Source organism: Microcystis ichthyoblabe FBCC-A1114 (genome assembly GCF_050500245.1).
GTDB lineage: Bacteria > Cyanobacteriota > Cyanobacteriia > Cyanobacteriales > Microcystaceae > Microcystis > Microcystis ichthyoblabe_A.
This window is the reverse complement of the sequence record NZ_CP191408.1, coordinates 3,166,428-3,188,986: the sequence shown is the minus strand read 5'-3', so window position 1 is coordinate 3,188,986 and position 22,559 is coordinate 3,166,428. Positions and strand designations below refer to the sequence as shown.

The following is a 22,559-nucleotide window of genomic DNA, read 5'->3' as shown; positions in this document are numbered from 1 at the left end:
AATGAGTAAAAATACTCAGGCAATATCGCCGTTGAGATAAGCACAACGTAGCTTCAAATACTGAGGAACATTCTCTGCTTTCCATTGTGCTCCCACAATTTTCATTCTTGCACCTATTTGCTTAATCTTTGACTCTACACTTCCAGAACCGATGCAAATCCCTTGTGATTGATAGAGTTCGTAATTGGGTATTCTTTCTCGATGTTTATCGACATATTTGGTGAAATTTATAGCCTGTTTCTTTTTGCATCCCTCTAATTCCTCTAAAACTCTTTTCACCTCTCCTTTCCATAAATTCTCTTTGATTCTATTCAGACGCTGGTTTGACCCGCCTATTTTATTCATATTCTCTACTAAATGATACCAATCCAATATTTCTCTCCTTTTAACACCGATTTTCTCCATCAGATTCCACACCCCATCATGACCATCTCCTAAACAGGTGACTACCTCTGTTAAGGGCTGACGGTTCACCCATTCCAGTAATTCTTCATTTTGCTGAAAAAATCCCGCACATTCTTGACCATGCAGACTTACTGCTTTGTAATCTCGACCTTGACTCGGTTGTCCTTTGGGCGTTCTGATTCTGACTTTTCCGACCTCTACACTCAATGCTTCTACCGGACTCTTTGCTTCTGCTTCCTCAAATTTATATCTTTGTACAAGCCTCTGTTGACTACTGCCTGAAACTGCCATTCCTGTCGCCATTTTGATATCTTTTTCCGCATCTTCAAAAGAGACTTTAGCCACTGCTCCTAAGCAACATTTCTCCAGCATGGGACTTAATCGATTATTCTTGCTTAATCCTAGTTTATCGGCTTGTTTCTCGCTTATCTTGACTTTCCCTATGATACTGCTTACGCTTTTGGTTCGCCCTGCTTGGGTTCCTGTTGCTGATTCAAAAAAAAATTGCCTATGGCAGGACCCAATGTAGTCAGCCAATGGTCTCGCAGGGCGGTTTCAATGCCCTCAAAGCTACGTAGTTGTTCTTCTGGGGTATTATCGACTAGAATTTGAGCAATGGCTTTTAAATGTTGATCTAGTTGTTCTTTTTGGTCTGTATTCATGATTCTACCGTTTAATTGTTTCTCTTTATTTTGCCTTAGCTAACGTTTTTAGTCTCTAAGCATTTATACTTATTGCAAAATTGGGATGCTCCCCTCTATCATTCTTTGAATCTCTTCTTCCGTTACGTCATTTCTTCGGCTAACATTTAAAATATCTCCTTCTTTTAATTGTTCGAGTATATTCTCGGCTAGTCTTTTCGTATAGGTTCGTTTCTTGGCGACAAAATCTAACTCTTCGCTAAAGGGTTTCTGACAATTACCGCACTTAAATTGACGACGATTAACTTGTAGGTACACTGGTTGACCTGAGAGCGGTAAATCTTTGACTAAATGTCGATGATTTTGGTGAAGTTTATCGCTCTCTAACCCACAACGAGGACAGGCTGCTTTTTTATTTTTCGATTCGATTTGGAAAACTATACCGATATTTTCTAGGTGTCGATAGCCTTGAATACAGGTTCCTTGTAGGTTCAAAAATTTGTCAAGTATCATAAGTAAAATAATCTCGTTTGGCTCTTCTCGGCTTTGTGTGATAAGTTTTGCTTATAGAATCGTGAAATGCTTACTGGACAAGACTTTTAAGACTATTTTGCAGAAGAAACTATCAGTATAGACCTCGTTTCCACACAGAAACCAGAAGAGCCCTCGTTTTTGGCTATTATATCAAATCTTAACTCGATTGTCTATCTTTTGGTATTAACCTATTTGTGCCTTAAGTCCTTTCCTGTATGAATTTCAGCTACTTTTGAGCGTAGTTGCTCTCATCGAATTTTATTTTAAGTTAATTATTTGCATAACAATTCCCGAAGAGCCTTAATTAGGTTAGATTCATCAATTTGTCGCCACCAAAGAATCTTTTCATAATCAGGTAATCTATCCCACAGTCGAGAAGCAATGCTACTTTTACCCCATCCCCCCATTCCGTGAATTAATACCCCTACTTTGTTATAATCTGTTTTTAGAGTTCGTAAACAGTTTTGTAATTGACGACGACGACCTACAAACTCCTCTCGACTGGCTACCCTTAAGCGATTTTCATCATCCCTAAATTCTAAGGTTGTAGTCGGTTTTGGCAGTTGTTTCCGTCCCTTTGTTCTTAAGGGAGTCACTAAGGCTTGGGGTAAAGTATTGCTGATATATAATCGTAATTTATGCCAATCTCGTGCATTTTGCTTAATTAAAGATTGATAGGTAGATGCGATCGCTTTTGCCACCGTTTCCCCTTGGGATAACTCCCAATACAAGCGACTTGCCGCCTCAGTAGCATCCTTATCGCGGACATTTTGACCCCATCCTAAAACAGCAGTTGCACCCAGATTCAATAATTCTTCAGCCATCGAGGGAACTACACCATCACTAGCATAACCTGTACGGCAACCAGAGAGGAAAATTAAGGGAGGTAAAGGGTATCTTAATGCTGTAGCAATTTCTGATGTATTACTATAAACTAAACCCCCATATTCGTCTTCAGTAAGAAAGCAAGGTTTTTCATTTTGATGGGTTGCATGACCTGTTAAATGGAAGATATCAAAGTAATTTTTCTCATATTCCCCAACCACATAACTCAACTCAGTTAAACAACCACTTTCTTCTACTCTCAAATTAGCAGGAGTGCGTTTTGTTGCTTCTAAAATTTGCCCTTCTTCTGCTTCATAATCTAATTCGGGTTCAACATCTAAGGGAGAAGTTGCCATAAATAGCACATTTAAAGCACGATTTTTGGGTTGAGTTACTATTACAATTGATTGACTATTAGATACCCATCTAATAGGGATAATAGGGGGTTGTTTTTCTACTAGGAAACATTGACCATCATGTAATAATTCCCACGGTAGATGGGCCAGTCCCTTATCTGCCGCAATGGCAATAATCAACCCTTGTTGCTGAGATTCCTTGAGCGCATTGGCTAAAAGACGGTTATTCCCATCCAACCAATGATAGAGTTTTTGTCCTGTAATGGCATAATCTACGGGAATACGGGTATAATAATTCGTCTCTGCTTGGTTGCCTAAATCTTTAATTTCAGCCAGAGGGAGTCTGCGTTCTTCATATTGATTAGGATTGTCCCAAAAATAGCGTAAAGAGACATAATCCGAGCCTTGAGGCGTTAAGCTAATATGAAGGATTTTCATGTACCTAATCCTCTGGCGGTAAAGCTAACACAGTCTCAGTAATAGCATAATAGCCGATGAATGTCAAGCACAGGGTAATCGTATGAAGAACCTTACATTTTATACAAAACGACGTGCGATTACCCTGTAAAATCGAGAGCCTTCAGTCCAACATTGTAATTGCTCATTACTTAGTCCTAATCTGAATAAAAATCACTAGATCAAGTGCATTGACTTGGCAGCGGCGGTGAGTTCGTCTCGAAACGCTGGATCCGCTAGTCCGATCAAAGACTCCGCCCTTTCGGTTGAGGAGAGTCCCTTGAGATCGACAACACCGTTTTCAGTGACCACATAGTGAACATCGGTGCGGGGTGTCGTGACCGGCCCAGAAAGCCGAGGAACGATCTTACTGATCTTGCCATCCTTGATTGAAGACTGGAAGGCGATGAAGGACATACCGCCCTTCGAGGCATAGGCCCCCTGGACGAAATCCAACTGGCCACCGGTCGAGGTAAACTGATGACCGCCAACATATTCCGAATTGCAAGCTCCGGTTAAGTTCATTTCAATTGTGGAATTTACCGACACCACATTGTCATTTTGGGCAATCACAGCCGGGTCATTCACATAATTGACGGGATGACTTTCCAGCGAGATGTTGTCATTGATGAAGTTGTAGAAAGCTTCATCTCCCATGGCAAAGGTGAAGACAGATTTGCCCAGGTTGATTTTTTTCCATTTGTTGGTGACAACACCGTTCTGAATCAGGCTTGCTAAAGCAGGAACGAGTACCTCAGTATGAATGCCGAGATCCTGCCAATCCATTAGCGCCTCGCAGACTCCGCTAGGTACTCCACCTACGCCGATTTGCAGACAGGCGTGTTCAGGAATTCGTTCTGCAATTAACTGGCCAATCTTCCTCTCTTGCTCCGTGACGGGTCGAGGTTTCAGCATTGGCAACGGAACATGATGTTCTACGATGGTATCTACTTCGGAAATATGCAATAGATCTCTTGCATAAGTCTAGACAAAATAGGATAAAATAGTCCAAGAGTTAAGATTGAAAGATGACTTACGAACAAGTAAAAACTTTAAAGCCAACAGAGTTCAAACGCTTGTGTGGCGTGTATCCAGATACATTTAAGGATATGGTAACAGTCCTAAAGGCAGAAAAAGTTTGGCAAAAAAAGACAGGTAGACCTAGCAAATTGAGTACGGAAGACCAACTACTAATAACACTAGAATATTGGCGAGAATATCGCACCTATTTTCATCTGGGAAATAGTTGGGGTATTAACGAATCAACGGCGTATAGAATTGTTAGGAAAGTAGAGAATATTCTCATCAAATCAGGTCTGTTTAATCTACCGAAAAAAAAAGCCCTCTTAGAAAGTAATAGTGAAATAGAAGTAATAGTGGTGGATGTGTCAGAACAGGAGATAGAAAGACCCAAAAAAAAACAGAAATCATACTATAGTGGCAAGCAGGGATACCACACATTAAAGTCGCAAGTCGTTGCCGATCTCGCGCAGCGAGCGCGTTGCGACCAAAAAAGCGAGCAGGTAATCTGTGTCCGTTGTGAGAAAGGAAGAGTCCATGATTTTCGACTGTGGAAAGAGAGCAAAATAAGGTTAAATAAGAAAATAGAAATATTAGGGGATAAAGGCTATCAAGGAATTCAGAAGCTCCATCAAAACAGTCAAATTCCTCATAAAAAAAAGAAAAAAGAAAAACTAAGTAAAGAGCAAAAAAAAGCCAATCGTCAGTTATCACAACGGCGTATAGTTATAAAATATATTCATCGTCGTCTCAAAATATTTCGGATACTTTCATCAAGATACAGAAATCGCAGACGGCGATTTGGTCTGAGATTGAATTTGATTGCTGGTATCTACAATTACGAACTTCGTTACCGACAAAAGGATATATATATCTTGATTACTTTTGCAAGAGATCTAATCATTTAAGTTCAAAAAATAGCGATTTTTCGAGTATTTATACTTAGGCGATCTCCGTGTTCTAGGTCATAGAATCTCTAGTTCATTTTTCATCCGAATAAAAATAGAGTAATTAAGTATTAAAAACCCCTTGCTAATATCAATGGATATATAAGGTTTCTCACGCCTGTGTGGCACAGTTTAACCTTTGCTGATTAAATTTTTCGACATCGATAATGTACCTCTTGGGAACAGGAAAAGCTATAGTATAATATCTATGCTCGATCGACTATTGCCTTTAGATACCTCACACCTTAATAATTAAGCATAGAATAGCCGAGTCTCCAGACTACCGCTTAACCAAAACCTCTATTATACCGATGAGAAACCTCTATTTTCTCTTGCCCGGTACTACTTCTCCCTTTGGTGGGGGTGGACTGTGGGCAGAAATGAAAACCGTCAATTTAGCTAGTCAAATTTGTAGTGCCCAGATTGTGACTTATCGTCAAAAAGAGTTAAATTATCTCTTTTTAGAGGATATACTCGCGAAAATAAACTCAGATGACAGTATTTTTGTGGTTAGCTGGGGTTTTGATCTGCCTAAACTGGTGCCAAGATTGCGATCGCATAATATCATTTATCATGCCCATAGTACAGGTTACGGCTTCCGTTTACCCTCCCAAATACCAATTATAACCGTTAGCCGTAATACTATGGGTTATTGGGGGGAAAAGGCTCCTAATGCTCTGATTTACTATCTTCCTAATCAAATTGGCTCAGAATTTCTCAATTTAGGATTAGAAAGGGATATCGATGTTCTAGTACAGGGGCGCAAATCCTCAAAGTATCTTCTCAATCGTCTAGTTCCCGCCCTCCGTCCCCACTGTCGCCTTAAGGTTTTAGATAGCTATGTGGAGGATTTAGTGGGATTATTCAATCGTAGTCGGGTTTATCTCTACGATTCGGCTGAATATTGGGCTGTAAACGGTTTAACGGAAGGTTTTGGCTTACCGCCCCTGGAAGCTTTAGCCTGTGGTTGTACGGTATTTTCTAGCGTCAATAGCGCCCTAGCCGATTATCTCGATCCCGGTTTCAATTGTCAAAAAATCGGGGCCTATTCCACTCAATACGATCTGGAACGTATTCTTAATTATGCCCGTAATTTTCCCGTTAATTCTTTACCTGCTAATTTTATCGATGATTATCATCCCGAAAAATTATTACCACGTTTTGAAACAATTTTAAGAGAAATTAATGATTTCTTTGATATTAAAAAACGCTATCCGGCTGATATAGAAGGTTTAGAACCCCTGCGACTTAAAAAATTATGGATGCAGAGTTCTCTGGCTAAACTTAAGAAAAAACTGTTTAAGTAGCAGTGATCTTTCCTTCATTATTCGCCAATTCAAAAATAAAACGCATCAATTTTAAGAGTTGACAGAGAAAGATCGATCGGCTATTCAGTTATCAGTGATCAGTTATCAGTTATCAGTGAACAGGGATATCGGGAGAAAAAAGCTGATGGCTGACTCCCCAAAAGGAAAACTTTCTACTTCACCATTAAGATAACTGCTATATAATTATTTCTAACTCTTACCCCCAGGATATTTATGAAGCGAGGAATTTACATTACCGCTAATGATCGAGTTATCGAGCAGGCGCTCGCATTAATGAATAGTATTTGTTTGTACGATCCCGATTCTCCCGTCATCTTGATTCCCTACGACAATAATTATCAAAAAATTGCCGATTTATTGTCCGAAAAATATGGCGTTATTCTCTATCCCGATCTGCAATTAGTGGAAGAATTAGCCCAGAAAATATATGATATTTTTGGAGAAAAATTCTTTGCTCGTCCCAATCAATTTCGCAAGCAGGTGTATTGGTTTGGAGAATTAGAGCAATTTCTTTATATCGATGCGGATATCGTAGTTTTTGAAAAAATAATAGATAATCTAAATTTCCTCGATACCTACGATTTTCTCTGCTGTGATTACCAACACAAAAAAGGGATTACTGATGTCTTTAATCCGATTGTTTTAGAACAAGGAATCTTCACAGAAAATGATCTAAGTGGAATGTTGAACGGTGGTTTTTGGGCTAGTAAAAAGAATCTGTTCTCAGAACAGGAATTATATAGTGCTTTTCAAGAATGTGCCGCTCATCCAGAATATTTTGATTTTTCTCAAAAAACCTCCGATCAACCGATTATTAATTATACCATTCTCAAACGAGTTCCCAATCGATTTAATATTGTCCGCGCTCCGGGTTGTCAAGCGGGAAATTGGGGGGGAAGTTCTCATTTTCAACCTCAGGGGAATATTTTAATCGATCCGAGATTAAATCAGCCCTTAAAATATTTACATTGGGCAGGAATTCGCATTGAACCGGGATGTCCCTACTGGGATATCTGGAGATATTATCGTTATCTAGATGATCCTAATCCCCCCGCAGATCCGCCAGCAAGCAAACCAAAAAATCCTTTTCAGAGATTATTAGATAAAATCAAATTATAGGTTTTATTTTTGGTGCATCTCCTATTTGTGACTTTCTCTCACATATAGGCGAGCAGCAGAAGTTATTAAAAGAGGGCGAATGCAATTCGCCCCTACAATAATATTATTTTCTGAGATAAGGTGAAAGGGAAGAAGTGTTTTTTTCAACCCTATAGCTTAATTTAACTCCAATCCTGTTGCTCCTCGCTTTGGCGAATTTGATACACTTGTCCATGACTGTGCAGTTGTCGAGTTTTTGCCCATAAACTAGCTTCATCTAACTGCCATTTTTCTAGGATTAAATCTAAATCTCTTTGGATTTCTCTTGCCCCCGGAAAGTTTTGATAACGTATGCGTAAACGAGCGCATTCAGCTAAGTTTAAATCATTAGGTTCTGATTGCAGCAGCTGATCAACAATCGGGCGATCAATTCTTTCCTGTGGATGTTGTTGTTCTTGGTTTTTACTAGCCATAATTAATCGAACCAACCGATATCGGAATCCGTTAACTCTGTGGGGGTAGGAGTTGGGGCAATATAACGGACTAAAGTTGCCATTTCAAAGTTATAAAGACTGGGTTTCTTCGGCGCAGGTTTGGTAATTGCTGACGGTTCAGGCGTGGGGGTGGGACTATTTTCTAGGGTTTTAATTTGATTATATAGTTTTTCAATTAACTGTTTTTTCTCGGTTAATTCCGTCTGGGATTGACTTAATTGACTCGATAATTTTTCAATTAACTGTTTTTTCTCAGTCAGTTCTATTTCTGTTTTACTTAATTGACTCGATAATTTTTCAATCAACTGTTTTTTCTCGGTTAGTTCCGTCTGGGATTGACTTAATTGACTCGATAATTGTGCCACCAAAGTGGTTTTTTCCGAGAGGACAGATTCTAACTGCTCGGTCTGTTGTTGTAACTGCTGTAACCTGACAGAGAGTTCCAGATGTTCTTGGACTTCTTTTTCCAGAGAAATAACCTTTTCTTGGAGAGTTTGCTGATTTTTCTCGGTTTTTTCTAACTCTGTTGTCAAGTCGTTAATTTTTGCCTGTAGGGTGGCGTTAGTTTCCTTCGGACGTTTGGGAGAAGGAGAGGTTTGGGATTCTACCTCTTTATTAGCTTCTGTACGGATGAGATCGTTTAAATTACCTTTGGTCATAAGCTGTGCAAATAGGATATTACGATAGAATCGGATACTGTCCAGAAATCTGTTGGTTTAGGCAATCGATAATTATTCGCCCGATATACAAGCTTGATTAAGCTGGGGAATTGTTCCATAGGTTTTATTTTATAGCTTGAGGTCGATCGATCCCTGTCCATTTAAGGAATGAGAACAAATACCTAAATCTCAGTTTCACCAGTAAGATTCTAAATTTTTCTGTAGTTAATGATACGGAATAGCAAATTTGTGTCAGACTAAAGGTAGAAGTCGATCGCACCTGTGGCAGGGATAAATTTATGAATATTGAAGAAAAAGCACGTCTTAATCTAACCCAAGAACGACAAGCAGAAGGAATGCTCGAAGAGAATGTCTTAACTCGTACAGAGGAGCTTTTAGGGGAAGGAGAGGCAGAAACTGCGAAAGCGCGGGTTTTATTAACTGAAAATCGTCAAGAAGACGAAAAACTCCAAGATAAAATTTTAGAACGTTCGATCGAAGCTATGCAATAGCCTTTCGGTGAAGACTGGGAATATCCACAGAAGTAGAGTTAAATGTCTGTAGAGACGTGGTTTTCCCCGTCTCTATTTCAATCCCCGATAACTAATCACTGTTACACTAATCACTGTTAAGCTCTGGACAGTGAAAAAATGCAGATCCGAAGAAAACACCCCAATCCTGCCGTTAAAGTTGAGAGTTTGAGTTATGTGGTGAAAGTGCCAGAGGCACAACCGCAAAATATTTTAGAAGAAATCGTTTGGCATAAAGAGATCGAAGTCGATAAATTGCGCGAAAGGTTGCCTTTATTGGAATTACGCCAAAAAATAGCCAATACTGCGCCACCTTGCGACTTTTTAGCCGCTTTAAAACAGGGTAAAACCCAACCCGCTTTGATTGCCGAAGTCAAAAAAGCTTCTCCTAGCAAGGGAGTTATCCGCGAAGATTTTGATCCTGTAGCGATCGCCCGTACCTATGAACAGGGAGGAGCCACTTGTTTATCGGTTTTAACCGATAGTAAGTTTTTTCAAGGTAGTTACGAAAATCTTAGCCTCGTCCGGCAAGCGGTATCTTTACCCCTATTATGCAAAGAATTTATCCTTTATCCCTATCAAATCTACTACGCTCGCTCTAAAGGAGCCGATGCTGTTCTTTTAATTGCCGCTATTTTAAGCGATCAAGACCTAGCATATTTTGTCAAAATTGTCAAGGGTTTAGGGATGACAGCTTTGGTAGAGGTGCATAGTCTGTCCGAATTTGATCGAGTGTTAGCCATTGAGGGAATCGAACTAATCGGCATTAATAACCGTAATTTAGAGACATTTACAGTCGATTTAGACAATACTCGCCAATTACTAGAAGCTAGAGGCGAAAAGGTGCGAGAAAAAGGTATTCTGATCGTCAGCGAATCGGGATTAAACACAGCAACAGATCTGGCGAAAGTGAAGCAAGCGGGAGCAAATGCAGTTCTAATCGGCGAATCTTTGGTAAAACTGCCCGATCCTGCCGTCGGTATCCAGAAATTGTTTGAAAATCGGGAATAGGAGTTAGGAAGTGGGGAGTCGGAATGATGAATTATAAATTACGAATTATGAAGTGGGGAATTGGGGAGAAAAAAGCTAACTCCTGCCTCCTGCCGACCGCCCCCTGCTTCCTGCGATATAATCAGAGTTTGCCAAATCTTAAATCAACCCCTCAGAATTGATGCGATCGAGATTTGGTTTTTTATCTTTGTTAAATATGGCCCAACGAGAGAGGACGAACCATGGAAAATAAAAATATGTTGATGATTCCCGGCCCCACACCGGTGCCGGAAGCGGTATTATTGGCTATGGCTAAAGCACCGATAGGTCATCGGACCGGTGCTTTTAGCAAGGTAATCGCCGAATTAACCGAAAATCTTAAATGGTTGCATCAAACCAGTGGCGATGTCTTAATGTTAACCGCTTCGGGAACCGGTGCCATGGAAGCGGGAATTATTAATTTTCTCAGCCCCGGCGATCGAGTTTTGGTGGGGGATAATGGTAAATTTGGGGAACGTTGGGGGAAAGTCGCGAAAGCCTACGGCTTAAATGTGGATGTAGTTAAGGCAGAATGGGGTAAACCCCTAGATCCAGAAGCATTCACCGCTAAACTGACCGAAGACAAGGAAAAAGCCATCAAAGCGGTAATTATTACCCATTCAGAAACTTCCACCGGGGTTCTCAATGACTTGGAAAGCATTAACAAAGCGGTAAAAGACCACGGGGAAGCTTTAATTATCGTCGATGCTGTCACCAGTTTAGGAGCTTATCATATTCCCATCGACGAATGGGGTTTAGATGTGGTCGGTTCTGGTTCCCAGAAAGGTTATATGATTCCTCCCGGTTTAGGTTTTGTTTCCGTAAGCAAAAAAGCGTGGAAAGCCTACGAAACCGCCAAACTGCCCCGTTTTTATCTAGATTTGGGCAAATACAAAAAAGCCACCGATGAGGATAGTTCCCCCTTTACCCCCCCAGTTAACCTGATGTACGGTTTACAAGCTTCTCTGCAAATGATGAGAAGGGAGGGATTAGCGGCAATTTTCGCCCGTCACCAACGCTTAACGCAGATGACGCGGGCGGGTATGCGCGCCCTGGATTTGCCCCTCTACGCGGCGGATTCCTGGGCTTCCACGGCGATTACTGCGGTAGCCCCCACTCTAGTAGATGCGGAAAAAATTCGTTCGACTCTCAATAAAAAGTTCGACATCGCTGTGGCTGGTGGTCAGGATCACCTCAAGGGTAAAATCTTCCGTATCGGTCATTTAGGTTTTGCTAGTGAGAGGGATATCCTCACGGTTATCGCTGCCATTGAAGCGACTTTAATCGAGTTAGGTGTCGAAAGTGTCACCCCCGGCGCCGGTGTGGCTGCGGCTGCCTCGGTGATGGTGCAGGGTTAATCTTAGGTTTGCTTTTCTCCTTCTCCCCCTATCCATTAGTCACATCTTTCTTAACATAAAATTTGACAAAGAGAGAAAAGTTTGCAGGATGGCTCAAGGGGGTTCTCTGGGGGAACTGATTTGATCAGATAGCTTCCAAGTCTCGCTGATATTATGTCATCTTCCCAGTCCCAACCAAATAGTTTTAACACCAGGTTCACCTACAGAAGCGATCGCCCCCATTCCTCTAAATCTCCCGCTTTGGTAAAATCTAACAAAGCTTCTCCTAAAGCTTCCAGTTGATTAATTGAGAGAGATTAAATTTGCGATCGCCTCTTATTCCAGAAAACGGGTTTCTTTGAGAAACCCGTTTTCTATGGATATTGAGGCAGAGGGGCTAAAGTCTCGCGGCATAGTTTCCCTTGGAAAAAGAACGCTGCCCCAGGGCAGAGCAACAAGAAAAAGGTAAATAGGGTGAATAAACGTGGTGAAGGACGACGAAATAAAGCCATAACTAAATCAATAATGCTCTTGACAAAATATCTATCCAGTGTGGATAATGGTAGTTTGTGTGAACTTTAGCTAGACTAAAATACCTTGGCTAACGTTATTGTAATCGGCGCTCAGTGGGGCGACGAAGGAAAAGGAAAAATCACGGATCTGCTGAGTCGATCGGCGGATGTGGTGGTGCGTTCTCAAGGTGGCGTAAATGCGGGTCATACCGTCGTCGTCGATGAACAAACGTTCAAACTCCATCTAATTCCCTCTGGGATTCTCTACCCGGATACGGAATGTATAATCGGCTCTGGAACAGTCATAGATCCCTCGGTGTTACTCAAAGAGATGGCGCAATTACACGCCCTCAATGTTACTACCGACAATCTCTATATCTCGCAAACGGCTCATGTCACTATGCCCTATCACCGGCTGCTCGATCAAGCATCCGAGGAAAAACGGGGGAAATATAAAATCGGCACCACGGGAAGGGGTATCGGCCCCACCTATGCCGACAAATCCGAGCGCATCGGTATTCGAGTCATCGACTTGATCAATACCGAGAATCTGCAGCAAAAACTAGAATGGACGATCAATTATAAAAACGTCATTTTAGAAAAGTTATATAACTTACCGCCTTTAGATCCGAAGACGGTGATCGAGGAATATCTAGAATATGCCGAGAAACTGCGTCCCCATGTGGTCGATAGTTCCTTAAAAATCTACGAAGCAATCCGCAAGCGTAAGAATATTCTTTTTGAAGGGGCCCAAGGCACCCTACTCGACCTCGATCACGGAACCTATCCCTACGTTACCTCCTCCAATCCGATCGCCGGGGGTGCTTGTGTGGGTTCTGGCATCGGTCCGACGGTAATCGATCGAGTGATCGGTGTGGCCAAAGCTTACACCACTAGGGTAGGTGAAGGTCCATTTCCGACGGAATTAGAGGGGGATGTCGAGCAGTTATTATGCGATCGTGGGGCGGAATTCGGGACGACCACCGGCCGCCGTCGTCGCTGCGGTTGGTTTGACGCGGTTATCGGTCGTTACGCAGTGCGAATCAATGGTTTAGACTGTCTAGCGATCACTAAATTAGATGTTCTCGATACCCTAGAGGAAATCAAAGTCTGTGTCGCCTACCAATTGGACGGCAAAACCTGTCGCCATTTACCCAGTAGTGCGGTGGAATTCGCCCGTTGTCAACCGATTTACCGAACGATGCCGGGGTGGCAACAACCCACCAGCGCTTGTCGGAGTCTGGAAGACTTGCCCAAACAGGCCCTCGATTATCTAAAATTCCTAGGGGCGATCATGGAAGTACCGATCGCTATTATCTCCCTAGGAGCTAGTCGCGACCAAACTATTATCGTTGAAGATCCCATTCACGGACCCAAACGCGCTCTTTTGGACGAAAATGGCTCGCCTTGGGATAATTACGAATTTTAAATCATTGCTAAAGAGGATTAGTCAACTATGCAAGTTAGCGTTGAATGTCAAAAAAGACCCGAAAATATTAACCCCAGGGCTCTACGTCGTCAGGGTTTGATCCCGGCGGTTCTCTATGGCCATAACGGCACGGAATCGGTTTCCCTCGTGGTGGGAGAAAAAGCGGCCTTAACCCTGCTTAAAAAGGCCTCGGTGAATAATACCCTGGTGGATGTCAATGTTCCGGAAATGCCTTGGACGGGAAAAGCTTTGATCCAAGAGGTACAATCTCATCCCTGGAAAAGAAATCTCTATCACCTCAGTTTCTTCTCGGTATCTGCCCACGGTAAGCTCGATATCGTCGTTCCGATTAAAGCCATAGGAGAAGCGATCGGAACCAAACAGGGCGGTTTAATCGAACAGTTCGTTAACGAAGTTAATGTCTCCTGTATTGCTGATAATATCCCGGAAGTGATCGAATTTGATGTTTCGGGCATCGGTGTGGGGCAATTCCTGCTCGTGGGTGATTTAAAAATGCCGGAAGGGGTGACTTTAAAAGATGATCCCCATACCACCGTTTTTGCCATTGTTGCCGCTAAAAGATAAATTCAGTGATCAGTGATCAGTCATCAGCAAATCATATTTCATTATTTACTGTTTACTGGTTACTGCTCCGCATCTCTGGCACTCCCATCTACTGGGGGTTTATATACTTTGGACGTTCATAATCTGAGATTTATTAAACTTCTGAAATCCTAGAGTAAGCAAGGAATCCAGTTGTTTTTTATGTTTCAGATCGGCATCATTCAGGCATCCATAAATAGCTGAAGAAAAGTCAGAAAAGTTTTCATAATAGGCTGATTCAAGTCTGAATTGCATCACTGTCTGATCTACCTTCATAAGACCTCTTGTAAAAATCAAAAATTGTTGTTAGGGTTATGAGTCAGTAGTTAGGAAAATTGAGAATGAATAATAATCAATTAAATGATCTATTTACAGATTTGATGCCATTTAATCCTTATTTTTGACGTTTTTGAACCCTCAAAAATTAATTATGCAAGAGGTTTAATTAGGGGTTGCTGAATAAATCTAAAACCCTTGTTGGATAAGACTTTTAGACTTTTTTTCCCTCAAAAAGTGCCAGCTATTGGAGTGATCGGGGGTAAAATTCCAGGACTTTTTCCCTGAAAATTAGGTAACTGACCCCCTCAAAATCCGTAAAACCCCACACCCCACACCCTACCCCCACGAAAAACTTTTTCAGCAAACCCTAATTAAAATTTAACCCGGGCAGTATTTGAGGAATAAAAAGTAATGACCACAGAATTAGAAACCAAAAAAGTTACTCCTACTCGCTGTTTAGTTGGCGCGGCAATTTCGGCAGCATTGGGGACAATTCTCTATTATCTCACGGCAGCGATCGGTCATTCTTTTTACTCAAAACCAATGGTTGCTCACAGTCCGATCGCCTTGAGAATTGGCAGTGCTGTCCGCACTTTAGTTTTTGGTTTAGCTTCTCTGGGAACCTTTATTTTTGTTTTTGTCACCATTGGTTTAATTCTTTTGGCTATCCAATTACTACTTAAACGCCCTCAACAAACATAAATTATGAATTATGAATTATGAATTGGGAGTAGGAGGTGGTAATTTTTTTCAGTTAACTGATAACTGATCACTGATTAACGGACATTTTGAGCAACAAAATCTTTGATCAGTTGTTCTAAAGCAGCCGAGGAAGCGCGGGTAATCAGAAAACATCTAAACTCCTGGCCTTGACTGAGATATTGGGAATAGGCCGCCTGTAAAAAAGGTTTATAGCTGGGGTTTTTGCGAATATAGACCTCAAAAAAGGCCAAAGATAGGGAATGGGCGTAACTATCGATCAGATATGGTGCTGGCAGGGTAAGATCGGCTATGGATTCGATCGCTTCGTTAATTCCCGCATCTAGTACCGAAAAGTCAACGTGAGCTTGACCTTCAATCAGAGCTAAATATTTATTTTCGGTTTTGAGCAGGGGAAAAGAGCGCACCTGTTCAAAAATAGCGGGGGTAGCCGGATCGTAGGTTCCTGCCGCCACAAAAGTGGGAATTTCGATTTTAGCCAGTCCTTTAGCCCCAAAAATACTCCAATTAAACGGATTAACCGCAAAAATCGCTTTGATTCTCGGATCGCGAAAGTTGTATTCTTCCCGGGGTAAATCCAAAGCACGACACTGCAGCAAGAGGGAGACATTGAGAAAAGCCAATCTTCTTTGACAGTCCCGTTGTAGATTCTCGAAATCGATTGTCGCTCCACCCACAGCTAAGGCTGTATAACCGCCGAAGGAATGTCCACCAACTCCCACATTATCTAAATCTAATTGCCCCTGAAATTCCCCCGCGTTTCGTCTTTGCAATTCATCGATCACAAAAGATATGTCCAATGGACGATCGACAAATTCGTTGGTATAAAAAACCGTCCGCGATAAACCGGCGAGTAGATTCTGTACCTGTAGGGTATCGCTGCCGGGGTGTTGGGGCATAGCGACGAGATAACCGTAACTAGCAAAGTGTTCTGCGTGTCGGACAAAATCTTCAGGACGAGAAGCTAAACCGTGGGAAAAGACGATAACGGGGGTTTTCTGGGTTAATTGCCCCTTGGGTTTGACAATAATTAGATAAAGTTTCCTCTGACGACGGCTATCGGTTAAATCCAGCCGCATCTGTTCCACTTGTTGCGGTCCGGGTTGTCGGGGGTCGGTCATGGCGGTAAAATTAATTTCACCGGCCTTTTTAGCTTCTTCTAAGGATAATTGCGCCACCTTTTCCGTAAATACCGTGGTGGCTTTCAGGACGACATCGATCGCCCGGGCTAATCTTTGCACTTTTGTCACATCAATCTGCATATTAGTGGGCAGATTACGCAGCAGGCTAAGAATAGTTACCCCTTCCGGTTCAAAAGCTGATTTAACTAGGGCAGAACGCAGGGCAAATTTACCATTAATACCCCCTTGAATGGTGATCAGTTCCCCTAAAAGGTTGAGAATATCTTCCCCCATTCTGGTGTTAAAAAAGCGCGAGATCAGGACGGGATTAATTTCTTTACTTGTGGTTAAAGCTTGGCGAAATTCTTTTTGTTGTTCCGCAGTCGTATTACCTAAATATTGTCTTAGATTAGCGTCAATTCTGCCAGTTTTGGCAAACTTTTCTAGGGAACTAATTTCTAGGGTACGACTAAAGGGCGCTAAGATAAAAGTGATTCTCTCGGCCGAGAGGACAGGGAAGCTAGTCAGTATTGTTCCTAAGCAACCAAGAGCGATCGAGCGGCTGATTTTGGCTAATTGCAACAAGTTTTTCGGCTCCTTTTCTTTCTGCGTTCCTATTCCCTCTGGATTATAACAGTAACTTCGCAGTTTTTAACTGTTTTCCTGCTTGACTATCAACAAAAATTATCAATTTGCCACGGTCGATAATCTTGACCTAGAATAACGGGTAACAAGTCTCGAAAATTCCAATCTTGCCGATTTCAAGCTACTCATCGCTCATGATTTCAGGGTAAAAATGCCAAAGTTGCCACTACTTTCACCCCAAATTCTTCCTCAAAAACGGGTTTTTTATAGTCTAAACTCCACAATTCTAAAGCACAATCATCTTCAGCATTATTAGGAAAAAGATGCAGATGTAGGGTTCTATATTCGGGATCGTACTTACATTCAATCTTTTTAATCGCTCCTATTTGTCGTCGATCTAAAGCCACGGCCAACCGCAGTATAGCACTTAGATGTCTGACCATATACTGATAGTATTCCGTTAATTTCATAAAATCATCGTGTCTTTTCTTCGGCTTACTTTTACGGTGATAACGAGCGATATTAGCGATAACTTCTAACTCTATTTCTGTATAGCCCAACAGTTCACCATTGCGAATTAAATAATAGGAATGTTTATGATGGGCAGCATGACTAACATATAAACCACTATTATGTAAAATTGCCGCCGCCCATAATAGATCTTTAGCCTCCTGATTCCAAGAATGTAATTGTGCTTGGGTTTGCTCGAACAAAGACAGGGAAAATGTCGCTATTCTCTCAGCAGATTCTAAATTAACTTGATACTTTTTCGCTATTTTCAAGACACTGCGCTGACGGATTTCACTCTGATAAAGTAACCGATTATCAATTAAACCGTGGGTCAGCATCCAATCGACGATTACCCCTTCTCGCAGGGCCCTTTCACAGAGAACTAACTTATCAACATCTAACATGGTCATCGCTTCCAAAAGCACGATCGAACCTGCTAGAATTATCTCGGCCCGTTTATCGGACATTCCCAGAATTGCCAGTCTTTGGTGATAGTCCAAACTGGCGAAACGTTTAACCAATTCTCTGACATCTTTGCGGGTTAATTGATAGCCATTTAAAGGATTGGGAATTAACCCCAATTTCTCCAAAGCATGGATAGTCATCAAAGTTTCGATCGTCCCAGAAGTTCCCACTAAACGCGGCACTTCTCCCACCTGTAAATGATGTTTAATTTCCTCTACTGCCCGCTCCAACATTCCCCTGGTGTATGCCCTTAAATAGGCTAATTCTGTGGTACTAATGGGATCGGTGGTGATCAAATCTTGCGTCAAACGCACCGCCCCGATTTTGGTACTACTAAGAAAGCGAATTTCTTGGCTATCAGCTAAGATTAATTCCGTGGAACCGCCACCAATATCGATAATAATATGGGCTTGATTTTGGAAATCCATTCCCGAGACGACACCGAGATAAATCCGGCGCGCTTCCTCCTGTCCAGAGATGAGATTTACAGAAATACCGACTTCTTTCTCGATTAAAGCCAAAAATTCGTCACCGTTGGCTGCTTCCCGGGTGGCGCTGGTGGCCACGGCGATAATCTGATCCGCATGGAGACTAATAGCCAGATCGTGACAGCGTTTTAAAGCCGCGATCGCTCTTTCCATGGCCGCTAGGGTTAATTTACCAGTTTTCCTATCTCGATCGCCCAGACGGACTGTATCCTTTTCTCTGGCAATAATCGTAAAAGCGGGTAAAGACGGTTCAATTTTCACCACTACCATGTGAACCGAATTCGTACCAATATCGATCGCCGCTAGGATTTGGACATCGGGGACTTTTGCCAGGGGCGCTAGTCCCCAATTGGGTGTAACTTGATTAGAAATATTCACCATCGCTTATCAGTGATCAGTTACCAGTCGGGGGATAGGTGTTAAGGCTGGTCTTATTATCCCTCTAATTGTCCGCCTCGGCGCGGCAATTTTAGCTTTGTATAGCATTCATTCGTCAATATACAATTTTCGCTGCTCCAGGGCCAATTGCTGGAATTCCCCTTCCCCAAATTCTCCCTGCTTGGGACGGCGCTCTTGGTCGGACTCGACTAAATAGATATAATCACAATCAACCCCTTCTAAATTGGTATTTTCGGCGATTTTCCAAGCTTCGATACAAGCGCCTGTCAGGGTGGCTGCCTGTAAATTGGCTCTCATCACGTTACTATGGGCTAAATTTGCCCCTTCTAGATTAGCGTAGGCTAAATTTGCCTCGCTCAAATTTGCCCTAGTCAGATTGGCATTTTTGAAGTTAAACCCGTAAAGATTCAGTCCACGAAAATTATAGCCAATATAAGCTTTATTTTCCCCTTGACCAGTAACGAGAAGATTTCTCATCGCCACTTCGGCTAAAATTGTCTTTTCCCAACGCGCTCGATCGATGCCCGATACCAGATAAAATCGAGTTCTAGTTAAATCTTTTGCTCTTAAATCAGTGGCTTTTAACTGCGCTCCCGTGAAATCCGCTTCTTTAAGATTTGCGCCGCAAAAATTTGTACCTTTACTGGCTAAAAAAGCAATTGCTATCGATTTCGTGATTGTTTGTCTCGATTCTTCTAGGGACAACCAGGCCAGATAAGCGGTGAATAAAGTACCACAAACCCCAACAATCAAAGCTATAGAAAAAGTTCCATTCATCACGGCTATTCCAGCTAATGCTCCCTGAAAAGCCAAGATAATTACTGTCAATAAAGTTAAAATTAAGCTGATGAAAATTGCTAGGATAAAACTTGTTGATTGACCAGAAATCAAGGATAAAACTAAGGGTAATCCCCCAACTCGCTGACGATAAAATCTTACATAAATTAGGGATAAAATCGTGATTATCACCGCACCAATGATTTTAAATTGGCTTACATCCGTCACCAGCATTAAAGCTAGATAATAACCAGCTAATCCCCACACAAAGCCGCAGAAAGCCGCTATTAACCAAGAAATTAAGATTAATTGTAGCCGACCGCGCTTTAGTAATCCTGCCCTGGCCTCGGTAAATTTAGTTCCCTCTAAAATAGCACCTTGAAAATTAGTACCACGCAGATCTGCTTGACTAAAATTAGCCCCCGATAAATTCTGTCCGCGAAAACACTGTCCTTTTAATTTTACTCCTTTAAAATTGCGTTTCCCTTTGGCATATAAATCCAGTACCTCACTTGCTTTCATAAGACCTCTTACAGAAATCAAAAATCGTTTTTAGGGTTAGGAGTCAGTAGCCAGTAGTCGGGAGAATTAAGAATGAATAATAATCAATTAAATGGTCTATTTAAAGATTTTGTGTTATTTAATCCTTATTATTGCCGTTTTTGAACCATCAAAAATTAATTATGCAGGAGGTTTATAGAAATTACGGATATCTGTTTTTTGCTTGATTAATTAATTTAATTCATAACACCTATTATCTTTTAAAAATTGGCTTTGGTTATTTGTTGGCTATACTAAATCCGTTGAGTATAGGCTAAATATCATCAGGATAGGCAGGGGACAAGAGAAGGAATAGATAATCAGTCTTTAATAACCGGATTTAGGATAATACAGGTATTTGGCTCCCTTATTCTTTGTGTGATAAGTTTAACTTATATAGTAGCGATCGATCTTTGTGTCCTTTGTGTCTCTGTGGTTCGCTACACTCACTGCCCCAAGACTGTATCAATTTATTGACCCGGACTTGGTGTTTCTATCGGGGACTCTGGAGAAAGGGGAGTCGATTCAACTATTGGTGGTGGGGCCGGCGGTTGGAGAATATTGCGCCAGCCTTGCATTTGGGAGCGAGCCGAACTGTAGGCGGTACTTTCCCGGGATACGGATTCAGCAAGGCGAATAGCTTCCAGATAACGGCCATTATTAGCTTGGTCCATGGCTAAAGACAAAAGCTGATAACTCCAACGTTCCAGCAATTCAGTCCGTTGCACACCTGCGTCGGTTTGAGTGGAAATATTGGTAACTAAAGCAATCGCTCGGGTTAAACCCTCTGCGCTTCCCGTCGCCGCTAATTGATTAGCCTGTTGGAGATTTTGACGGGCCCGCAACTCTCGGCGCCAACGACGGATATTTTGGGAAGCTTCCGAGGAAAGAGTGCGACCGGGGGGAATTTGATTGGCAGTTTCGATCGCTGTGCTATAGTCTTTGAGATTGGCCAAAGCTTGAGCCTGATCTAAAATGGGTTGATCCTCCATGCGTTCAATCCGCGCTTGCCAGTCGCGAATTTCCCGTTGAGCATCTCGGTATAAGGCCCGATTCTTGCCAATAGCCCGGGCCTGAATAATAGCACTACTGAGGGAATTAATATCGCCGGGGATAGCGATTTCCCGCGCCCGTTCTAAAATCGGCCGGTCTTCAATCACTTGTATTTGACGATTCCAAGAGCCAATTTCCTGCTGTGCTTGCGACCAGAGGGGATTATTACGGGGGACCTCTCCCGCTTTCGCGATAGCGGCGCTATACTGCTCGATTGTACCTGCTTGTGCTAAATCTCTAGCCTCGGACAGTATTTTTAGATCCTGTACCTGTAACTGCCAGCGCTCCTTCATAGCTAGGGACGTTTGATGGAGGGGTCGAGAAGCGTCAATTTGTTCTAGTCCCAGTATGCCGGCTTCTAATCCGTCCACCGTGCCGGTTTCCGCATCTAAGGCCGCTTCCGACAAGAGAGACCAATCGGTGACATCTGCTTTAATTTTGAGGTCTTTGGGGGTTTGGTTAGCCAAATCCCGGAGAGCTTGCCATTGCTTCCGCTCAATTAATCTTTCGGCGTATTCTTTTAGTTTATCCTCGGTTTTCGCGATTAATTTTTGTGCCTCCTGATAGGCATAACTGCTGGCTGGAATTTTTCTAGCTTCTTCGATGACTTTGAACCAATTGTTGAGACCGCCCCGGGCAAAGAGATTAAAGGCATTATCTAATTTACTGCTATCTTCCCGGGCGACGGTAATTTTAGCGATCGCTTCATTATACTTAACCGTTGCCCAATATTCGTTATTTAAGTTCAATAAATCCACTGCCAAACGGAAAGATTGATTCCAGTTGGAAGCGCGGAGATTTTCCTCTAGTTTGCTTAATATCTCGTTGCCTTCCGTCCAAGTTTCTTGCCACTTAGCGATTCTTTCTTCAATAATTGCCGCTACTGCCATATTATTGGGGATTTGACGAGCTTTAGCGATTGCCTGCTTTAAATTTCCCGCTTGATAGTCTTTTTCGGCCAAATTCAGTATATCTCGCGCCCATTCTTCCACCTGTTGATTGACTTGCGATCGCAAGGGATGGTCTTCGGGTAAAGCTTCCACTAGGGCAATGGCTTCGAGTAAACCTGCCACGGTGCGACTATCGGCGGAAAGTTGAGCGCAGTAGAGACGCAGGGAGGCAGAAGCGATAGGCCAGAAGATTTTTGGGCAATTGGGCGACTTCTGCATATTTAATAACTGCCAAGTGGCGAGAAAGCCAACACCGCCAAAGACCACCACAAATAAAGCCGCCCAAACTTTCCAAGTGAAACGATGCTGGTATCGAGACCAAAAGAGAAAAAGAAAAGACTTAGTTTTCTCTGGCCAACGAGTCAGGGGGTCAATCGATTCTCGTTTGACTAGATTTTCGGTTAATTCTTTTCCTTTAGACATTCACAACTCCCCAGCAGATATTTTAGATAGATTTTACCCTAATGGC

The 22,559-nt window shown here is 42.2% G+C and carries 19 protein-coding genes and 2 pseudogenes; 9 read left to right on the top strand and 12 right to left on the bottom strand.

Going from position 1 to position 22,559, the window contains the following annotated elements; genetic code table 11:
- Positions 1 to 15: 15 nt before the first annotated feature.
- The 4 genes and pseudogenes from ACQY1Y_RS15385 to ACQY1Y_RS15370 all read right to left on the bottom strand — a co-directional run bounded on the left by ACQY1Y_RS15385 (position 16) and on the right by ACQY1Y_RS15370 (position 4,183).
- A protein-coding gene (locus ACQY1Y_RS15385; protein WP_420064666.1) for an ISKra4-like element ISMae18 family transposase occupies positions 16 to 1,067 on the bottom strand; the annotation gives its coding sequence in 2 pieces (ribosomal slippage) (positions 16 to 911 and positions 911 to 1,067; 1,053 coding nt in all).
- Between the two features lie 93 nt (positions 1,068 to 1,160).
- Positions 1,161 to 1,559 (bottom strand): annotated as a pseudogene (locus tag ACQY1Y_RS15380) (transposase family protein); the annotation flags it as partial.
- A 293-nt stretch (positions 1,560 to 1,852) separates the two neighbouring features.
- Positions 1,853 to 3,199, bottom strand: coding sequence for a CHAT domain-containing protein (locus ACQY1Y_RS15375; protein WP_430013083.1), 1,347 nt, complete (start codon positions 3,197 to 3,199; stop codon positions 1,853 to 1,855).
- Between the two features lie 195 nt (positions 3,200 to 3,394).
- Positions 3,395 to 4,183 (bottom strand): acetyl-CoA hydrolase/transferase family protein, encoded by a 789-nt coding sequence (locus ACQY1Y_RS15370; protein WP_002735669.1) that lies wholly within the window; start codon positions 4,181 to 4,183, stop codon positions 3,395 to 3,397.
- 62 nt (positions 4,184 to 4,245) lie between these two features.
- On the opposite strand from ACQY1Y_RS15370, the gene ACQY1Y_RS15365 reads away from it, so the two are divergent.
- From ACQY1Y_RS15365 to ACQY1Y_RS15355, 3 genes are all read left to right on the top strand, one after another.
- Positions 4,246 to 5,145 (top strand): IS5 family transposase, encoded by a 900-nt coding sequence (locus ACQY1Y_RS15365; RefSeq protein WP_430013082.1) that lies wholly within the window; start codon positions 4,246 to 4,248, stop codon positions 5,143 to 5,145.
- A gap of 350 nt (positions 5,146 to 5,495) precedes the next feature.
- Complete coding sequence (locus tag ACQY1Y_RS15360; RefSeq protein ID WP_069475512.1) at positions 5,496 to 6,491, top strand: glycosyltransferase; 996 nt, start codon at positions 5,496 to 5,498, stop codon at positions 6,489 to 6,491.
- A gap of 234 nt (positions 6,492 to 6,725) precedes the next feature.
- Entirely contained in the window at positions 6,726 to 7,631 is a 906-nt protein-coding gene (locus ACQY1Y_RS15355) for an Npun_R2821/Npun_R2822 family protein (protein WP_430013081.1), read from the top strand.
- A 161-nt stretch (positions 7,632 to 7,792) separates the two neighbouring features.
- Here ACQY1Y_RS15355 and ACQY1Y_RS15350 read toward each other — a convergent pair whose 3' ends face one another.
- Together ACQY1Y_RS15350 and ACQY1Y_RS15345 are read right to left on the bottom strand one after the other, a co-directional pair.
- Entirely contained in the window at positions 7,793 to 8,083 is a 291-nt protein-coding gene (locus ACQY1Y_RS15350) for a DUF3288 family protein (protein WP_002738029.1), read from the bottom strand.
- A gap of 2 nt (positions 8,084 to 8,085) precedes the next feature.
- Positions 8,086 to 8,763: a hypothetical protein gene (locus ACQY1Y_RS15345; RefSeq protein ID WP_002776293.1), complete on the bottom strand. Its 678-nt coding sequence runs from the start codon at positions 8,761 to 8,763 to the stop codon at positions 8,086 to 8,088.
- 299 nt (positions 8,764 to 9,062) lie between these two features.
- On the opposite strand from ACQY1Y_RS15345, the gene ACQY1Y_RS15340 reads away from it, so the two are divergent.
- The 3 genes from ACQY1Y_RS15340 (at position 9,063) to ACQY1Y_RS15330 (ending at position 11,680) form a co-directional block, all read left to right on the top strand.
- A complete protein-coding gene (locus ACQY1Y_RS15340) occupies positions 9,063 to 9,275 on the top strand; it encodes a hypothetical protein (protein ID WP_002735306.1) in 213 nt (70 codons plus the stop codon).
- 138 nt (positions 9,276 to 9,413) lie between these two features.
- Positions 9,414 to 10,304, top strand: a complete 891-nt coding sequence (gene trpC, locus ACQY1Y_RS15335) for an indole-3-glycerol phosphate synthase TrpC (RefSeq protein ID WP_287231091.1) — start codon at positions 9,414 to 9,416, stop codon at positions 10,302 to 10,304.
- Positions 10,305 to 10,525: 221 nt separating this feature from the next.
- Complete coding sequence (locus ACQY1Y_RS15330) at positions 10,526 to 11,680, top strand: pyridoxal-phosphate-dependent aminotransferase family protein (RefSeq protein ID WP_002737439.1); 1,155 nt, start codon at positions 10,526 to 10,528, stop codon at positions 11,678 to 11,680.
- A gap of 200 nt (positions 11,681 to 11,880) precedes the next feature.
- On the opposite strand, the gene ACQY1Y_RS15325 is transcribed toward ACQY1Y_RS15330, so the two are convergent.
- Positions 11,881 to 11,958, bottom strand: coding sequence for a DUF4351 domain-containing protein (locus tag ACQY1Y_RS15325; RefSeq protein ID WP_430014684.1), 78 nt, complete (start codon positions 11,956 to 11,958; stop codon positions 11,881 to 11,883).
- A 298-nt stretch (positions 11,959 to 12,256) separates the two neighbouring features.
- Here ACQY1Y_RS15325 and ACQY1Y_RS15320 point away from each other — a divergent pair, with 298 nt between their 5' ends.
- Together ACQY1Y_RS15320 and ACQY1Y_RS15315 are read left to right on the top strand one after the other, a co-directional pair.
- Complete coding sequence (locus ACQY1Y_RS15320; RefSeq protein ID WP_002776296.1) at positions 12,257 to 13,600, top strand: adenylosuccinate synthase; 1,344 nt, start codon at positions 12,257 to 12,259, stop codon at positions 13,598 to 13,600.
- A 27-nt stretch (positions 13,601 to 13,627) separates the two neighbouring features.
- Positions 13,628 to 14,185 (top strand): 50S ribosomal protein L25/general stress protein Ctc, encoded by a 558-nt coding sequence (locus ACQY1Y_RS15315; RefSeq protein WP_002736662.1) that lies wholly within the window; start codon positions 13,628 to 13,630, stop codon positions 14,183 to 14,185.
- Positions 14,186 to 14,284: 99 nt separating this feature from the next.
- On the opposite strand, the pseudogene ACQY1Y_RS15310 reads toward ACQY1Y_RS15315, so the two are convergent.
- A pseudogene (locus ACQY1Y_RS15310) lies at positions 14,285 to 14,446 on the bottom strand (IS630 family transposase); the annotation flags it as partial.
- Between the two features lie 447 nt (positions 14,447 to 14,893).
- Here ACQY1Y_RS15310 and ACQY1Y_RS15305 point away from each other — a divergent pair.
- On the top strand, positions 14,894 to 15,184 hold the full coding sequence (locus ACQY1Y_RS15305) for a DUF3082 domain-containing protein (RefSeq protein ID WP_002737160.1): 291 nt from the start codon (positions 14,894 to 14,896) through the stop codon (positions 15,182 to 15,184).
- Between the two features lie 74 nt (positions 15,185 to 15,258).
- On the opposite strand, the gene ACQY1Y_RS15300 is transcribed toward ACQY1Y_RS15305, so the two are convergent.
- The 4 genes from ACQY1Y_RS15300 to ACQY1Y_RS15285 all read right to left on the bottom strand — a co-directional run bounded on the left by ACQY1Y_RS15300 (position 15,259) and on the right by ACQY1Y_RS15285 (position 22,513).
- Positions 15,259 to 16,908, bottom strand: coding sequence for an alpha/beta hydrolase (locus ACQY1Y_RS15300; protein ID WP_002776298.1), 1,650 nt, complete (start codon positions 16,906 to 16,908; stop codon positions 15,259 to 15,261).
- Positions 16,909 to 17,108: 200 nt separating this feature from the next.
- Positions 17,109 to 18,752 carry a Ppx/GppA phosphatase family protein gene (locus ACQY1Y_RS15295; RefSeq protein ID WP_002738182.1) on the bottom strand — a complete coding sequence of 548 codons (1,644 nt, stop codon included), beginning with the start codon at positions 18,750 to 18,752 and terminating at the stop codon, positions 17,109 to 17,111.
- A 105-nt stretch (positions 18,753 to 18,857) separates the two neighbouring features.
- On the bottom strand, positions 18,858 to 20,069 hold the full coding sequence (locus ACQY1Y_RS15290; RefSeq protein ID WP_430013080.1) for a pentapeptide repeat-containing protein: 1,212 nt from the start codon (positions 20,067 to 20,069) through the stop codon (positions 18,858 to 18,860).
- Positions 20,070 to 20,557: 488 nt separating this feature from the next.
- Positions 20,558 to 22,513 carry a chromosome segregation ATPase gene (locus ACQY1Y_RS15285; RefSeq protein ID WP_287637545.1) on the bottom strand — a complete coding sequence of 652 codons (1,956 nt, stop codon included), beginning with the start codon at positions 22,511 to 22,513 and terminating at the stop codon, positions 20,558 to 20,560.
- Between the last annotated feature and the right edge of the window lie 46 nt (positions 22,514 to 22,559).

Bases quoted from the DNA above. Each gene is read 5' to 3' on its own strand.
- ACQY1Y_RS15375 (WP_430013083.1), bottom strand. From the start codon at position 3,199: ATGAAAATCCTTCATATTAGCTTAACGCCTCAAGGCTCGGATTATGTC.
- ACQY1Y_RS15365 (WP_430013082.1), top strand. From the start codon at position 4,246: ATGACTTACGAACAAGTAAAAACTTTAAAGCCAACAGAGTTCAAACGC.
- ACQY1Y_RS15360 (WP_069475512.1), top strand. From the start codon at position 5,496: ATGAGAAACCTCTATTTTCTCTTGCCCGGTACTACTTCTCCCTTTGGT.
- ACQY1Y_RS15355 (WP_430013081.1), top strand. From the start codon at position 6,726: ATGAAGCGAGGAATTTACATTACCGCTAATGATCGAGTTATCGAGCAG.
- ACQY1Y_RS15350 (WP_002738029.1), bottom strand. From the start codon at position 8,083: ATGGCTAGTAAAAACCAAGAACAACAACATCCACAGGAAAGAATTGAT.
- ACQY1Y_RS15345 (WP_002776293.1), bottom strand. From the start codon at position 8,763: ATGACCAAAGGTAATTTAAACGATCTCATCCGTACAGAAGCTAATAAA.
- ACQY1Y_RS15340 (WP_002735306.1), top strand. From the start codon at position 9,063: ATGAATATTGAAGAAAAAGCACGTCTTAATCTAACCCAAGAACGACAA.
- trpC (WP_287231091.1), top strand. From the start codon at position 9,414: ATGCAGATCCGAAGAAAACACCCCAATCCTGCCGTTAAAGTTGAGAGT.
- ACQY1Y_RS15330 (WP_002737439.1), top strand. From the start codon at position 10,526: ATGGAAAATAAAAATATGTTGATGATTCCCGGCCCCACACCGGTGCCG.
- ACQY1Y_RS15315 (WP_002736662.1), top strand. From the start codon at position 13,628: ATGCAAGTTAGCGTTGAATGTCAAAAAAGACCCGAAAATATTAACCCC.
- ACQY1Y_RS15305 (WP_002737160.1), top strand. From the start codon at position 14,894: ATGACCACAGAATTAGAAACCAAAAAAGTTACTCCTACTCGCTGTTTA.
- ACQY1Y_RS15295 (WP_002738182.1), bottom strand. From the start codon at position 18,752: ATGGTGAATATTTCTAATCAAGTTACACCCAATTGGGGACTAGCGCCC.
- ACQY1Y_RS15290 (WP_430013080.1), bottom strand. From the start codon at position 20,069: ATGAAAGCAAGTGAGGTACTGGATTTATATGCCAAAGGGAAACGCAAT.
- ACQY1Y_RS15285 (WP_287637545.1), bottom strand. From the start codon at position 22,513: ATGTCTAAAGGAAAAGAATTAACCGAAAATCTAGTCAAACGAGAATCG.